We start from the raw sequence: 15438 nt of genomic DNA, 5'->3' as shown, positions 1-15438 counted from the left end.
CATGGCCCACTACCGCAGCGCGGGGCTCGTTCCGCCCAAGCGTCACACCCAGCACCGGGCGGCCGACGGGTCGCTGTACCGCGAGGAGCTGATGGGGGAGGAGGGCTTCAGCTCGGACTCGTCCCTGCTCTACCACGTGGGCGTGCCGTCAGCGATCGTCGAGGCCCGGACGTGGGACCTGCCCGACCAGGCCACGGCTCCCAACGAGCCGTTGCTGCCGCGCCACCTGCGCCTGCACGACCTGTTCAGCGATGCCGAGCGAGATCTGGTCCGGGGCCGGCGCCTCGTGCTGGGCAACGCCGACGTGAGGCTCTCGTACGTGGTCGGGGAGCAGACGTCCCCGCTGTACCGCAACGCCACGGGCGACGAGTGCGTCTTCATCGAGTCGGGGCGCGGCACGCTCGAGACCGTCTTCGGGCACCTGCCGTTCGGGTCGGGGGACTACCTGATCGTCCCGCGTGCGACGACGCACCGGTGGGTCCCGGACGGTCCGGTGCGGGCGTACTGCATCGAGGCGAACAGCCACATCGGCCCTCCCAAGCGGTACCTGTCGAGGTTCGGGCAACTGTTGGAGCACGCCCCGTACTGCGAGCGCGACCTGCGTGGGCCCGGCGAGCCGGAGGTCCGCGAGGGGACGGACGTCGAGGTCTTCGTGAAGCACCGAGGCTCCGGCCCCGGCGGCCTGTCGGGGACGGTCCACGTGGTCCCGCGGCATCCGTTCGACGTCGTGGGCTGGGACGGCTGCCTCTACCCGTACGCGTTCAACGTGGTCGACTTCGAGCCGATCACCGGGCGGGTCCACCAGCCGCCGCCGGTGCACCAGGTGTTCGAGGCGAACAACTTCGTCGTCTGCAACTTCGTGCCGCGCAAGGTGGACTACCACCCGCGCGCGATCCCCGTGCCGTACTACCACTCGAACGTCGACTCCGACGAGATCATGTTCTACGTCGACGGCGACTACGAGGCGCGCAAGGGCTCCGGCATCGCCAAGGGCTCGGTCTCGGTGCACCCGGGGGGCCACTCCCACGGGCCCCAGCCGTCGTCGATCGAGGCGAGCCTGGGCGCGGAGTCCTTCGACGAGCTCGCGGTCATGGTCGACACGTTCCGCCCGCTCGAGCTGGGTGAGGGCGGCCGCGCGGCCGACGACGGCGTCTACCACCTCTCGTGGGGCCGCTCATGACGGCGACGTTCGACGGGTTCTTCGACGACGCCGCGATCTTCCCGCCGGGGAACGCCCCGGTGGACGTGGCCGTCAAGCAGCACCGGGCCCGGAGCGAGGGCCCGGTCGGCGTCCTGCTCGGGCCGCTCGTGTGCGACACGGCCCGTCTGCCCGCGTTGCTCGCGGCGGCCACGGCGCCCGTGCGGCTGTCCCTCGTGGGTGCCGTCCACGAGGTGGGCCCGGCTCTCGCGGCCACGGGCGGCACGCCGGTCGAGCCGGTGGCCATCGAGGTGCTCGGGCCGGTCGCGGCGCTGCCGGACGTGGCCGTGCGGACGCCCGCGGTCGAGATGCCGTGGGGATCGGGCTTCGAGGTCCCCGCGGGCGCGGTGCTCAAGCTCCGCTGCGGGGGAGCGTACGTGCCGACGGCCGCCGAGCTGGCCGCGGCGATCGCGCACTGCGTCGCCCACGACCAGCCGTTCAAGCTGACGGCGGGGTTGCACGCGGCCGTCGCCCACGACGGCGCCCACGGCTTCGTCAACGTGATGGCGGCGGTCGTCGCGGCGATGCGCGGCGACGATCCGGAGCCGGTCCTGACGGCGGCCTCCGCCGACCTCGACCTGACGACACTGTCCGACTCGAGACGGCTGTTCCGGTCGATCGGCACGTGCGACCTCGACGAGCCGCTCGCAGGCCTGCGGGGACTGGGGCTGATCGCATGACCGGCTTCGACCTGGCGACGCTGCCGTACTGCAGCTTCACCGCCGCGGATCTCGACGGACCGCGAGTGGGTGTGGGCCTCGGTGACCGCGTCCTCGACCTGACCACCCTGGCGCAGACGCTGGTCCCGGACCAGGCGCCCGTGTTCGCCGCCGGAACGCTCGATCGCTTCCTCGCCGCGGGCCCGCAGGTGTGGGCTCGCGTGCGGGCGGCGCTGCAGGAGGCCGCCCTCGAGGCGTCGCCCACCCGGCCGGTCGGCGAGGTGCGGCTGCACCTGCCGTTCGCCGTCGCGGACTACGTCGACTTCTACGCGTCGCGGCACCACGCGACGAACGTCGGCCGGATCTTCCGTCCTGACGGGGAGCCGCTCACGCCGAACTGGGACCACCTGCCGATCGGCTACCACGGCCGGGCGGGGACGGTCGTGGTCTCGGGCACGCCCGTGCGACGACCCTCCGGGCAACTGCGCTCGGCCGACGGCACCATCGGCTTCGGCCCGAGTGCCAGGCTCGACGTCGAGGCCGAGATCGGCTTCGTGGTCGGGGCCGGCTCGGACCTCGGGCAACAGGTCGGCGTCGGGGAGTTCGAGCAGCACGTCTTCGGGATCTGCGTCGTCAACGACTGGTCGGCACGCGACATCCAGGCGTGGGAGTACGTGCCGCTCGGTCCGTTCCTGGGCAAGTCCTTCGCGACGTCGGTCTCGCCGTGGGTCGTGCCGTGGGCCGCGCTCACCGACGCACGGACCGATCCACCGCCCCCGCACGTCGAGCTGCAGGACTATCTGAGCCCACCGGGCCAGGGTCTCGACCTGGAGCTGACGGTCGCGGTCAACGGCACGGTGGTGTCGCGGCCGCCGTTCGCCACGATGTCGTGGACGCCGGCTCAGATGCTCGCGCACCTGACGGTGAACGGGGCGTCCCTGCGCCCGGGCGACCTCTTCGCGTCGGGCACCGTCAGCGGTCCGGAGCCCGGACAACGAGGCTCCTTGCTGGAGCTGACCTGGAACGGCACCGAGCCGGTGACGTTGGACGACGGGAGCACCCGGGGGTTCCTGCAGGACGGCGACACCGTGACCATCTCCGCCGCGGCCAGGACGCACGACGGCCGGTTGCTGCCCCTGGGCGAGGTCGAAGGACGCGTGGTCTGAGGACCGCGGGAAGGAGTGACATGTTCGAGGAAGGCCAGTACTTCGCGCCCCTCACGAAGAAGGGCGACGGCAGCGTCTCGGTCGAGCTGAGTGCGGGGCACCCGGGATTGGAGGACCCCACGTACCGCGAGCGCCGCGACCGGATCGCCACGGCCGCGGCCCGGTGGACCTCGGGGGACCCGCCGCCGCTCATCGACTACACCGACGCCGAGCACGAGGTGTGGCGGGTGGTCTGCGAGGACCTGCGCGACAAGCACCGGCACTACGCGTGCCGGGAGTACCTCGACGGCAAGGAGGCGTTCGGGCTGCCCGAGGACCACGTCCCCCAGCTGGCCGAGCTCTCGGCGGCTCTGGCGCCGTTGACCGGGTTCGCCTACCAGCCCGCCGCGGGCCTGGTGCCGCTGCGTGAGTTCTACGGCGCCCTGGCGGACCACCGGTTCTGGGCGACGCAGTACGTCCGGCACCACTCGGTTCCGCTCTACACGCCCGAGCCCGACGTCCTCCACGAGGTGGTCGGCCACGGCAACACCCTGGCCGACACCCGGTTCACCCAGCTGTACGAGGCGGCCGGGGCGGCGGTGCGACGCGTCGAGTCCGACGAGGCGCTGCAGTTCGTCAGCAAGGTCTTCTGGTTCACCCTCGAGTTCGGTGTGGTCCACGAGCCCGACGGGCTCAAGGCGTACGGCGCCGGCATCTTGTCCAGCCCCGGCGAGATCGAGGAGTTCCGCCAGATGACCATCCGGCCGCTCGACCTGGTCGAGATGGGGACGACCGACTACGACATCACGCACTACCAGGAGGTGCTGTTCGCGGCCGGGTCCTTCGGCCAGCTCCAGGACGTCGTCGGAGGCTTCTGGGACACCTGCACCGACGACTCGATCGAGGCGATGAGGCTCGCTGCCTGAAGCCGCCGGCGACGGGTGTGGCACAGTGTCGCCGTGGTGATCTGGAAGGCGGTCGAGGGTGCTCCCGCCACGGCTGTGCCCGGACCGAGCGCCGTCACGATCGGCAACTTCGACGGTGTGCACCTCGGACACCAGTCGCTCCTCGCGGCCACGCGCGCGGCCGCGGGCGACGCGCAGACCGTCGCGATCACCTTCGATCCGCACCCGGTCGCGATCTTCGCCCCCGAGCGCGCGCCGAAGCGCCTGACCACCCTCGAGCGCCGCATCGAGCTGTTGCACCAGCACGGCGCCGACCACGTGCGCGTCCTGGACTTCACCGCCGAGATGGCCTCGTGGTCGCCGGACGAGTTCGTGGGCGCGGTCGTCCTGGACCAGTGCCATGCGCGCGCGGTCGTGGTGGGGGAGGGCTTCCGGTACGGCAGCCGCGCCTCCGGGTCGATCGAGACGCTGCAGGAGTCCGGCCGCCGACACGGGTTCACCGCCGCGGAGGCCGCGCTGGCCGGCGACGGTGTGGCCTTCTCGTCGACCCGCGCCCGCGATGCGGTCGCCTCCGGCGACATGGGGCGGGCCGCCGAGATCCTGGGCCGGCCGCACGAGGTGGAGGGGACCGTCGTCACGGGGGACCGGCGGGGACGCGAGCTCGGCTTCCCGACCGCGAACGTCCCGGTGGACGACTCCTACGCCGTGCCGCCGGACGGCGTGTACGCCGCGTGGCTCGTCCTTCCCGACGACACGCGGCTGCCGGCCGCCACGTCGATCGGCACCAATCCGACCTTCGACGGAGTCACCGGCCGACGGGTCGAGTCGTACGTCCTGGACCGTGACGACCTCGACCTCTACGGGCAGTCGGTCCGCGTCGAGTTCGTCGCCCGGCTGCGCGAGATGGTGGCCTACGAGTCGCTCGATGCGCTCGTCGAGCAGATGCACCGCGACGTCGCGGACGCGCGGTCCGTGCTGCACCTCTGAGCCTGCGTGGCGATTAGGAACGTTCACCGCGGCGCTGATACCCTGAGAGTTGCCGTAGAACGGCCACGGACCCAGAGTGCCCCGGTGAACAGGCCCGGGCGCGCCGTGCAACGGACATCCCAAGGAGAAACGTGTCGAAGAAGACCGCTGCCCCCACGGTGGCAAACCTTTCGAAGCAGGAAATCATCGAGCAGTACGCCACGGGCGAGGGCGACACCGGTTCCCCGGAGGTCCAGATCGCGCTGCTGACGGGCCGCATCGCTCACCTGACCGAGCACCTGAAGGAGCACAAGCACGACCACCACAGCCGTCGTGGCCTGCTGCTCCTGGTCGGCCAGCGTCGCCGCCTGCTGAACTACCTGCAGAACAACGACATCGAGCGCTACCGCTCGCTCATCGAGCGACTGGGCCTGCGCCGCTGATGCGACGGGCGGTCATCCCCTCGGGGGTGGCCGCCCGTTCCTCAATGCGACACCATCACAACTGAACAAGAATCACCCACGACGAGGTCGGCGATTGCTCGGTCCTCGGTAGTGGCCCTCGGAGCCCCCATGGGCGGCCGCGGGCCTCGATCGAAGACCGGCCCGGCCCGGGTCCGAATGCGGACCGCGCCGGCGCAGCCGCCTCGTCCCGAAACCGCAGGGCGAAACCCTGCAGAAGGGACTTCCATGTCCGACATCACCACCGTAGAGACCGTCCTCGACAACGGCCGTTTCGGCACCCGCACGGTGCGTTTCGAGACCGGCCTGCTGGCCCAGCAGGCCGCCGGCGCCGTCGCCGCCTACCTCGACGACGACACCATGCTGCTCTCGGCCACCACGGCCGGCAAGCACCCCAAGGACCACTTCGACTTCTTCCCGCTGACGGTCGACGTCGAGGAGCGCATGTACGCCGCGGGTCGCATCCCGGGGTCGTTCTTCCGTCGTGAGGGCCGTCCCAGCGAGGACGCGATCCTCACCTGCCGCCTGATCGACCGCCCGCTGCGCCCGACCTTCAAGAAGGGCCTGCGCAACGAGGTCCAGGTCGTCATCACGGTCCTGTCGCTCAACCCCGACACCCCGTACGACGTGCTGGCGATCAACGCCGCCTCGGCGTCCACGCAGATCTCGGGCCTGCCCTTCAGCGGCCCGATCGGCGCCACGCGCGTCGCGCTCATCGACGGCCAGTGGGTCGCCTTCCCGACGCACAGCCAGCTCGAGGAGGCCGTGTTCGACATGGTCGTCGCGGGCCGTGTCGCGGGCGACGACGTCGCCATCATGATGGTCGAGGCCGAGTCCACCGAGAACACGTGGGAGCTCGTCCAGAGCGGCGTCCAGGCGCCCACCGAGGAGATCGTCGCCGGTGGCCTCGAGGCCGCCAAGGGCTTCATCCGCCAGCTGTGCGATGCCCAGGCCGAGCTGGCCGCGACGGCCGCCAAGCCCGTCCAGGACTTCCCGGTCTTCCTCGACTACGAGGACGACGTCTACGAGGCCGTCCGCGAGATCGCGTCGGCCGACCTGGCCGGTGCGCTCACGATCGTCCGCAAGGCCGACCGCGAGGAGCGCGAGTCCGAGATCAAGGCCAACGTCATCGACCAGCTCGGTGAGCGCTTCGAGGGCCGCGAGAAGGAGCTCGGCGCCGCGCTGCGCTCGCTGACCAAGGAGCTCGTGCGCGAGCGCGTCCTGCGCGACAACGTCCGCATCGACGGTCGTGGCCTGGCCGACATCCGCGCCCTGTCCGCCGAGGTCGGCATCATTCCTCGCGTGCACGGCTCGGCGCTGTTCCAGCGTGGCGAGACCCAGATCCTGGGTGTCACGACGCTGAACATGCTCGACCTGGAGCAGAAGCTCGACACGCTCTCGCCCGAGACCACGCGTCGGTACATGCACAACTACAACTTCCCGCCGTTCTCCACCGGTGAGACCGGTCGCGTGGGCTCGCCCAAGCGTCGCGAGATCGGTCACGGCGCCCTGGCCGGCCGGGCCCTGCTGCCCGTGCTGCCGTCGCGTGCGGAGTTCCCGTACGCGATCCGCCAGGTCTCCGAGGCGCTGAGCTCGAACGGCTCGACGTCCATGGGCTCGGTGTGCGCCTCGACCCTGGGTCTGCTGAACGCCGGTGTGCCGCTGCGCGCCCCGGTCGCCGGCATCGCGATGGGCCTCATCTCCGGTGTGGTCGACGGCGAGCAGAAGTTCGTCACGCTGACCGACATCCTCGGAGCCGAGGACGCCTACGGCGACATGGACTTCAAGGTCGCCGGCACGCGTGAGTTCGTCACCGCCCTGCAGCTGGACACCAAGCTCGACGGCATCCCCGCCGACGTGCTGGCCGGTGCCCTGCAGCAGGCGCACGACGCGCGTCAGACGATCCTGGACGTGATGGCCGAGGCCATCAGCGAGCCCGACGAGATGAGCCCTTACGCTCCGCGGATCATCACGGTGAAGATCCCGGTCGACAAGATCGGCGAGGTCATCGGCCCGAAGGGCAAGATGATCAACCAGATCCAGGACGACACCGGCGCGAAGATCTCGATCGACGACGACGGCACCGTCTACATCGGCGCCGAGGGTGGCGACGCGGCCGAGGCGGCTCGCTCCGCCATCAACGCGATCGCCAACCCGACGATGCCCGAGGTCGGCGAGCGCTACCTGGGCACCGTCGTCAAGACGGTCGACTTCGGCGCGTTCATCTCGCTGCTGCCGGGCAAGGACGGCCTGCTGCACATCAGCAAGCTGCGCGAGCTCAACGGCGGCCAGCGGGTCAACAACGTCGACGACGTCGTCAAGGTCGGTGACAAGATCCAGGTCCAGATCGCCGAGGTCGGCGATCGCGGCAAGCTGTCGCTGATCCCGGTCGTCGAGGCGACCGAGGACGCGGCCGTCGAGACGGCCGAGGAGCCCTCCGAGGCCTGATCCTCCCGCTCCACGACGCAGCCCCGCACCGGTTCGGTGCGGGGCTGCGTCGTTCCCGGAACCATCAATTTGGGAGCGCTCCCAAAAATCTCTTGACGTGGCATGTGACGTGAGCCACACTCATGGGAGCGCTCCCATGTCGGGTGGGGGACCGACGGAAGGCATGACGTGAATCGCACACGACAGTTCGCCGCCACGCTCGCCACGGCGATCGCCCTGGGCGGCCTCGCCGCCTGTGGCGGTAGCGGGTCGAGCGACGACGGGGACGACATCACCCTGCGGGTGAATCTCTTCGGCAAGTTCGGCTACACCGAGGCGTACAAGAAGTTCGAGGCAGACCACCCCGGCGTCAAGATCGTCGAGACGGCCGAGGGCGACCTCGGCAAGTACAACACGAAGCTGACGCAGCAGATCGCCGCCGGTGGCGACGCCGGCGACGTGGTCGCCATCGAGGAGGGCCAGACCGTGGCCTTCCTGGCCGCCGCGAACAAGTTCGTCAACCTCCAGGACGAGGGTGGCAACGACGTCAAGGACCGCTGGCTCCCGTGGGTCTGGGACAAGGCCACGAGCGCCGACGGCAAGACGACGATCGGCTACGGGACGGACGTGGGCGGCCTGGCCATGTGCTACCGCCGCGACCTGTTCGAGAAGGCCGGACTGCCGACCGACCGCGCCGAGGTGGCCCAGCTGTGGCCGACCTGGGACGCGTACATCGCCACCGGCAAGAAGTTCCAGAAGGGCATCGGGAACCAGAAGGTCGCGTTCGTCGACTCGTCGACGAACACCTACAACTCCATCCTCATGCAGGAGGGGGACCACACCTACTTCGATCGTGACGACAAGCTCGTCTTCGACGAGAACCCCGCGATCAAGACCGCTTGGGACTACTCGGTCGAGATGACCGAGGCCGACCTGTCGGCCCAGCTCAAGGCCTTCAGCGACGAGTGGAACGCCGGCTTCAAGAACGGCTCCTTCGCCACGGTCGCCTGCCCCGCCTGGATGACCGGTTACATCAAGGACCAGTCCGGTGAGGCCAATGCCGGCAAGTGGGACATCGCCACGGTGCCCGGTGGCGGCGGCAACTGGGGCGGTTCGTGGCTCGCCGTGCCGCAGACCAGCAAGCACCAGGAGATGGCGCTCGAGCTGATCGACTACCTCAGCGACGAGGAGGGCCAGATGCTCGCCTTCGAGGCCGAGGGTCGCCTGCCGTCCCTGCCCGCGCTGTACGAGAAGACCGAGTTGAAGGAGGCCACGAACCCCTACTTCAACGAGGCCCCGATCGGCCAGCTGTTCGCCGCTGGTGCAGCGGCACTGGAGCCGGTCTACCTCGGCACGAAGAACGTTCCCGTCCGCGACGCGGTCGAGAACGCGCTCCGCAGTGTCGAGAACGGTGAGGTCCCGCCCGCGCAGGGCTGGGACGATGCGAGCGCAGCCGCCACGAAGGCCGGGCGCTGACGCACCCCTGACGCGGCCGGTGTCCGCGCGTTCCTCCAAGACGCGGACACCGGCCGCCCACGTTCGGACCCCCCAGATCGGAGAGGATCTCGTCATGGCACGCACACGACTGGCTCGCCAACAGGGCGCCGGCCTCGCGTTCGTCTCGCCGTACTTCCTCGTCTTCGCGGTGTTCGGCCTGTTCCCGCTCGTCTACACCGCATGGGTCTCGATGCACGAGTGGACGTTGCTCGCGGGCAAGGTCGAGTTCATCGGGTTGGAGAACTACCGCGAGCTGATGGTCGACAGCTCCTTCTGGCGCGCCCTGGTCAACACCTTCGGCATCTTCGTCCTGGCCACCGTGCCGCAGCTGGTGCTGGCCACCGTGCTGGCCCAGATGCTCAACACGCGCCTGCGGTCGCGGACCTTCTGGCGGATGGGCGTCCTGCTGCCGAACGTCGCGTCGGTCGCGGCCGTCGGCATCATCTTCGGGATGATCTTCGCCCGCGACTACGGCATCGCGAACTGGCTGCTGGGGCAGATCGGCATCGACGCCATCGACTGGCGGGCCCACCGCTGGTCGTCCTGGCTCGCGATCGCGACGATGGTCGACTGGCGGTGGACCGGCTACAACGCGCTGATCCTGCTGGCGGCCCTGCAATCGGTGCCCAAGGAGCTCTACGAGGCGGCGAAGATCGACGGCGCCTCGGCGTGGCGGCAGTTCTGGTCCATCACGGTGCCCATGCTGCGCCCCACGTTGATCTTCGTGACGATCGTCGCGACGATCGGCGGCATCCAGCTCTTCACCGAGCCGTTGCTCTTCAACCCCGGCGCGAACGCGATCTCCGGCGGCAACCGCGGACAGTTCCAGACCGTCGCGATGTACCTGGTCCAGGAGGCCTTCACCGGCCAGCGGTTCGGGTACGCCTCGACGATCGCCTGGGTCCTCTTCCTCATCATCGCCCTCGTGGCGGCCATCAACCTGCTGCTGCTGCGGCGCATCCGATCGGCGGACTGACATGAGCCTTCGCACCCACACCGGTGGCGCAGCCGACCGGCGCGCCGGCACGGTACCGCGTGCCGTCGACCAGCTCGGCGGGTCGGACCGGGGGACCGGCGCCCACCGGCGATCGAAGGTCACCGGAGCCTCCCCGCTGATGTACGTCGCGCTGACGTTCGTCGTCCTGCTCGCGGCCGCGCCGCTGTACTTCATGCTGGTGATGGCCTCGCGCGCCAACAGCGACATCCTGGGGATCCCGCCGCCGTTGTTGCCCGGCGATCGGCTCGCGTCGAACATCGACCGCGTCTTCGCGAACCCCGACGTGCAGTTCGGCAAGGCGCTGTTGAACTCACTCATCGTCGCGTCGACCGCCACCCTCGCGGTGGTCGTCAGCTCGGCCCTGGCCGGCTTCGCGTTCGCCAAGCTGAAGTTCCGCGGCAGCAACGTGCTGCTGATCATCGTGGTCGCGACGATGATGGTGCCGGTCCAGCTGGGACTGATCCCGCTGTACATGCTGATGACGAAGATCGGACTGGCCGGCGGCCTCGCCTCGGTGACGCTGCCGTTCCTGGTCAGCGGCTTCGGTGTCTTCTTCATGCGCCAGTACGCGCTGCAGGCCATCCCGGACGAGCTGATCGAGGCTGCCCGGGTGGACGGGGCGTCGACGCTGCGGATCTTCTGGTCGATCGTGTTCCCGGCGCTGAGACCTGCGGCGGCGGTGCTCGGACTGCTGACGTTCATGGAGCGCTGGAACGACTTCCTGTGGCCGTACATCGCCCTGGACTTCAACCATCCGACGGTGCAGGTCGCGCTCTCGCGGCTGGCCGGCGGCTATTACACCGACCAGGCGCTGGTCATGGCCGGGACGCTCATGGGCACCCTGCCGCTCGTCGTGGTGTTCATCGTGTTCGGCCGCCAGATCGTGGGCGGAATCATGGAAGGTGGCCTCAAGTCATGAACGGTCTCAACGAGCGGTTCGATCCGGGGTTCCTGTGGGGCGTGGCCACGTCGGCCTACCAGATCGAGGGAGCGACGACGCAGGACGGACGCGGCCCGTCGATCTGGGACACCTTCGCGGCACGTCCCGGGATGACCCGCCGCGGAGAGAACGGCGAGGTGGCGGTCGACCACTACCACCGCTGGCCCGAGGACGTCGCACTGGTCAAGGATCTCGGCCTGGACGCGTACCGGTTCTCCATCGCGTGGCCCCGGATCCAACCGGAGGGGCGAGGGAAGGTGGAGGCACGTGGCCTGGCCTTCTACGACCGGCTCGTCGACGGGCTGCTGGAGGCCGGGATCGAGCCGTGGCCCACGCTGTTCCACTGGGACCTGCCGCAGGCGCTCGAGGACGCGGGCGGCTGGCCGGTGCGCGACACCGCCGAGCGGTTCGCCGACTACGCGCAGATCGTCGCTGAAGCGCTGGGCGACCGCGTCCGTCACTGGACGACGCTCAACGAGCCGTGGTGCGCCGCGTTCCTGGGCTACGGCGCAGGAATCCACGCACCGGGTCGCACGGAGCCGGCGGCGGCGCTGGCGGCGTCCCACCACCTCAACCTCGCCCACGGCCTGGCCGTGCCCCGGCTGCGCGACGGCCGGCCCGAGGCCCAGGTCGGCGTGACCGTGAACCTCTATGCGGTCTCACCGGCCGACGAGACCGGTCGCCACGACGACGCGGCGCGTCGCATCGACGGCCTGATGAACCGCTGGTTCCTCGACCCGTTGCTGCTGGGGCGCTATCCGCAGGACGTCCTCGACGACATCGCCGGTGTCGGTGGCACCGAGGTCATCATGGCCGAGGACCTCGAGACCATCACGGCGCCCCTGGACTTCCTCGGCGTCAACTACTACTCGCGCCACGTCGTCGCGGCGAGCCCGTGGCCCGGTGCCTCCGAGGTCGACTTCGTGTCGCGCGACTGGCCCAAGACGGCCTCGGGCTGGGACATCGACCCGAGCGGACTGCGCGAGGTCCTGGACCAGGTCCACCGCGACTACCCGCCGGTCCCGATCTACGTCACCGAGAACGGGGCGGCCTTCGACGACGTCCTCACCCCGGACGGCACGGTGGACGACCAGGACCGCATCGAGTTCATCGACGGCCACCTGCGGGCCCTGGCCGACGCGCGGGACGACGGGGTCGACGTGCGGGGCTACTTCGCCTGGTCCCTGCTCGACAACTTCGAGTGGGCCGAGGGGTACGACAAGCGTTTCGGCATCGTGCACGTCGACTTCGAGACACTGGTGCGCACGCCCAAGGCCAGCGCACTGTGGTTCGCCGAGCTGGCGCGATCGAGCAGCACGAAGGGGAGCTCATGACGGACATTCGCCAGCCGACGCTGGAGGAGGTGGCCCGACTCGCCGGAGTCGGCCGCGGCACGGCGTCCCGGGTCGTCAACGGCTCGGACCACGTGTCGCAGCGGACCCGCGAGGCGGTCGAGCAGGCGGTGCGTGAGCTGGGCTACGTGCCCAACCAGGCGGCGCGCTCGCTCAAGACCCGCCGCACCGACACCGTCGCCCTGGTCATCGCCGAGGACGAGGAGCGCGTCTTCGCCGAGCCCTTCTTCGCCGGCCTGGTCCGCGGCATCTCGCGGGCCGTCGACGAGACGTCGCGCCGCCTGGTGCTGTCGATGGTCCCGGACGAGTCGCACCTGTCCCGGCTCGGCCAGTTCCTGACGCCGCAGCACGTCGACGGCGTCATGGTCGTCTCGCTGCACGACGCGCTCAGCCTGCCGCAGGGGCCGGACCTGCCGGTCGTCTACGTCGGCCGCCCCAACGACCCGCGAGCGTGCTTCGTCGACGTCGACAACCTCGGTGGCGCGCGACGCGCCGTCGACCACATCATCGAGCGCGGGCGCCGCCGGGTCGCCTGCATCACGGGTCCGCAGGACATGGCGTCCGGTCGCGACCGCCTGGCGGGCTACCGCGAGGCCCTCGACGCCGCCGGCCTGCCGTTCGACGCCGACCTGGTCGAGGCGGGGGACTTCAGTGAGACGAGCGGTGCTCGGGGCGCCGCGGTCCTGCTGGACCGGTGCCCCGACCTGGACGCGATCTTCGCCGCGAACGACGTGATGGCCCTCGGCGCCCTGCGCGAGCTCACGCGACGCGGTGTCGACGTCCCGCAGGACGTCGCCCTGGTCGGCTTCGACGGATCGGCGGCCGCGGCGGCGTCGACACCCGCGCTGACCACGGTCCACCAGCCACTGGCCGAACTGGGCGCGACGCTCGTCGACGTGCTCGCGCGCCGGATCGAGGACCCCGACGCCGAGCCGACCTCGGTCATCTTGTCCACCGAACTGCGAATGGGAGAGTCGTCATGAGTGAGCGACAGCGAGCGACAACGGCACACCTCGTGCCGCCGCCGGCGTACGGTTTCTTCTTCACGGAGGTGGCGGCATGAGTGCTGTGGTGTTCGAGGGAGCGACCCGGGTCTACCCCGGCCAGGAGCGACCGGCGGTCGATCACATCGATCTCGAGGTCGAGGACGGGGAGTTCCTCGTCCTCGTCGGGCCGTCGGGATGCGGGAAGTCCACGACGCTGCGGATGCTGGCCGGGCTGGAGGACGTCGACGACGGAAGCATCCACATCGGCGAGCGCGACGTCACGCGGATGCCGCCGAAGGATCGCGACATCGCGATGGTCTTCCAGAACTACGCGCTCTACCCGCACATGACCGTCGCCGAGAACATGGGGTTCGCCCTGCGGATCGCGAAGGTGTCCAAGGGCGACATCAATCGTCGGGTGGCCGAGGCCGCCGACCTGCTGGGCCTGACGGAGTTCCTCGGCCGCAAGCCGAAGGCGCTGTCGGGCGGCCAGCGCCAGCGCGTCGCGATGGGCCGGGCCATCGTCCGGTCGCCGCGGGTGTTCTGCATGGACGAGCCACTGTCGAACCTCGACGCCAAGCTGCGTGTCCAGACCCGCACCCAGGTCGCGGCGCTGCAGCGGCGGCTGGGGACCACGACGGTCTACGTCACGCACGACCAGGTCGAGGCCATGACCATGGGCGACCGCGTCGCGGTGCTCAAGGACGGCGTCCTGCAACAGGTCGCCGCGCCGCGCGAGCTCTACGACCGGCCGGTGAACCTCTTCGTCGCCGGCTTCATGGGATCGCCCGCGATGAACCTGCTCGAGCTGCCGGTGATCGACGGCGGTGTCGCCTTCGGCACGACCGTGCTGCCCGTGCCCCGCTCGGCGCTGATCGAGGCGAGCGGCTCCACCGTGGTCGTGGGCGTGCGTCCCGAGAACCTGGCGCCGTCGGACGAGGGGCTGCCCATCGTGGTCGACGTCGTCGAGGAGCTGGGCTCGGACGCGTACCTCTACGGACGGGCCGACGGCGTGGCGACTCCGGTCGTGTCGCGTGCCGACTGGCGCCGGCCCCCGGTCAAGGGCACGTCCACGCACCTGGAAGTGATCGACCCCGAGGCGGTCCACCACTTCGACCCCGTCAGCGGCGAGCGACTGGCTCGATAGCATCGGACGCATGACACGCGTGGCGGTACTGGGTGCGAAGGGCCGGATGGGTTCGACCTCGGCGGAGGCGATCGAGGCGGCGGACGGGCTCGAACTCGTCGCGCGGATCGATGTCGACGACGACCTGGCGACGATCGAGGAGGCGGGTGCCGAGGCCGCCCTGGTGTTCACCACGCCGGACGTCGCGTTCGACCAGGCCCGTTGGTGCCTCGAGCGCGGCATCCACGTCGTGATCGGCACCTCGGGCTTCGGCGACGACAAGGTCGGGCAGCTGCGCGAGATCGTGGCCGACCACGACGGCGTCGGTGCGATCGTCGTGCCGAACTTCTCGATCGGTGCCGTGCTGATGATGCGGTTCGCCGCCGTGGCGGCGCCGTTCTTCGAGTCCGTCGAGGTCATCGAGATGCACCACCCGGACAAGGTCGACGCGCCCTCGGGCACCGCCGTCCGCACCGCCGAGGTCATCGCCGAGGCGCGTCGCGAGGCCGGTTCGCCTGGGCTGCCCGACGCCACCACGACCGACCCCGACGGGGCGCGCGGGGCGAAGGTCGCGGGCATCCCGGTGCACGCGGTCCGCGCCCGCGGGTTCATCGCCTCCCAGGAGGTCCTCCTGGGCGACCCGGGCGAGATCTTCAGCATCCGCCACGACTCCTCCAGCCGTGAGTCGTTCATGCCGGGAGTCGTCGCCGCCTTGCGGTGGATCCCGGGTCACCCCGGGGTGACCGTCGGCCTCGACGAGGTCCTGGGCCTGGACTGAG

General features: G+C 70.2%; 14 protein-coding genes. All 14 read left to right on the top strand.

What is annotated here, in order from left to right; translation table 11 throughout:
* Position 1: 1 nt before the first annotated feature.
* The 14 genes from H9L21_RS09420 to dapB all read left to right on the top strand — a co-directional run bounded on the left by H9L21_RS09420 (position 2) and on the right by dapB (position 15437).
* On the top strand, positions 2-1180 hold the full coding sequence (locus tag H9L21_RS09420) for a homogentisate 1,2-dioxygenase (protein WP_154594742.1): 1179 nt from the start codon (positions 2-4) through the stop codon (positions 1178-1180).
* Positions 1177-1878 (top strand): hypothetical protein, encoded by a 702-nt coding sequence (locus H9L21_RS09415; protein WP_154594743.1) that lies wholly within the window; start codon positions 1177-1179, stop codon positions 1876-1878. The genes H9L21_RS09420 and H9L21_RS09415 overlap by 4 nt, the downstream gene beginning before the upstream one ends.
* A complete protein-coding gene (gene fahA / locus H9L21_RS09410) occupies positions 1875-3023 on the top strand; it encodes a fumarylacetoacetase (RefSeq protein WP_154594744.1) in 1149 nt (382 codons plus the stop codon). Before H9L21_RS09415 ends, fahA begins: the two co-directional genes overlap by 4 nt.
* A 20-nt stretch (positions 3024-3043) precedes the next feature.
* Positions 3044-3928, top strand: a complete 885-nt coding sequence (locus tag H9L21_RS09405; RefSeq protein WP_154594745.1) for a phenylalanine 4-monooxygenase — start codon at positions 3044-3046, stop codon at positions 3926-3928.
* Positions 3929-3961: 33 nt separating this feature from the next.
* Positions 3962-4894 (top strand): bifunctional riboflavin kinase/FAD synthetase, encoded by a 933-nt coding sequence (locus H9L21_RS09400; RefSeq protein WP_187411408.1) that lies wholly within the window; start codon positions 3962-3964, stop codon positions 4892-4894.
* 158 nt (positions 4895-5052) lie between these two features.
* On the top strand, positions 5053-5316 hold the full coding sequence (rpsO, locus tag H9L21_RS09395) for a 30S ribosomal protein S15 (protein WP_187411971.1): 264 nt from the start codon (positions 5053-5055) through the stop codon (positions 5314-5316).
* Positions 5317-5562: 246 nt separating this feature from the next.
* Positions 5563-7782 carry a polyribonucleotide nucleotidyltransferase gene (locus H9L21_RS09390; protein ID WP_154594746.1) on the top strand — a complete coding sequence of 740 codons (2220 nt, stop codon included), beginning with the start codon at positions 5563-5565 and terminating at the stop codon, positions 7780-7782.
* Positions 7783-7950: 168 nt separating this feature from the next.
* Positions 7951-9237, top strand: a complete 1287-nt coding sequence (locus tag H9L21_RS09385; RefSeq protein WP_187411407.1) for an extracellular solute-binding protein — start codon at positions 7951-7953, stop codon at positions 9235-9237.
* Positions 9238-9331: 94 nt separating this feature from the next.
* Positions 9332-10234: a carbohydrate ABC transporter permease gene (locus H9L21_RS09380; protein WP_154594747.1), complete on the top strand. Its 903-nt coding sequence runs from the start codon at positions 9332-9334 to the stop codon at positions 10232-10234.
* A 1-nt stretch (position 10235) separates the two neighbouring features.
* A complete protein-coding gene (locus H9L21_RS09375; protein WP_154594748.1) occupies positions 10236-11174 on the top strand; it encodes a carbohydrate ABC transporter permease in 939 nt (312 codons plus the stop codon).
* Positions 11171-12529 (top strand): GH1 family beta-glucosidase, encoded by a 1359-nt coding sequence (locus H9L21_RS09370; RefSeq protein WP_154594749.1) that lies wholly within the window; start codon positions 11171-11173, stop codon positions 12527-12529. Before H9L21_RS09375 ends, H9L21_RS09370 begins: the two co-directional genes overlap by 4 nt.
* Positions 12526-13530: a LacI family DNA-binding transcriptional regulator gene (locus H9L21_RS09365; RefSeq protein ID WP_154594750.1), complete on the top strand. Its 1005-nt coding sequence runs from the start codon at positions 12526-12528 to the stop codon at positions 13528-13530. Before H9L21_RS09370 ends, H9L21_RS09365 begins: the two co-directional genes overlap by 4 nt.
* A 76-nt stretch (positions 13531-13606) precedes the next feature.
* Positions 13607-14680 (top strand): ABC transporter ATP-binding protein, encoded by a 1074-nt coding sequence (locus H9L21_RS09360; RefSeq protein ID WP_154594751.1) that lies wholly within the window; start codon positions 13607-13609, stop codon positions 14678-14680.
* A 10-nt stretch (positions 14681-14690) separates the two neighbouring features.
* Positions 14691-15437, top strand: a complete 747-nt coding sequence (dapB, locus tag H9L21_RS09355; RefSeq protein ID WP_154594752.1) for a 4-hydroxy-tetrahydrodipicolinate reductase — start codon at positions 14691-14693, stop codon at positions 15435-15437.
* Position 15438 lies beyond the last annotated feature (1 nt).

This window comes from Aeromicrobium senzhongii (assembly GCF_014334735.1).
In the GTDB taxonomy this organism is placed as follows: domain Bacteria; phylum Actinomycetota; class Actinomycetes; order Propionibacteriales; family Nocardioidaceae; genus Aeromicrobium; species Aeromicrobium senzhongii.
This window is presented reverse-complemented; position numbering and strand designations above follow the sequence as displayed.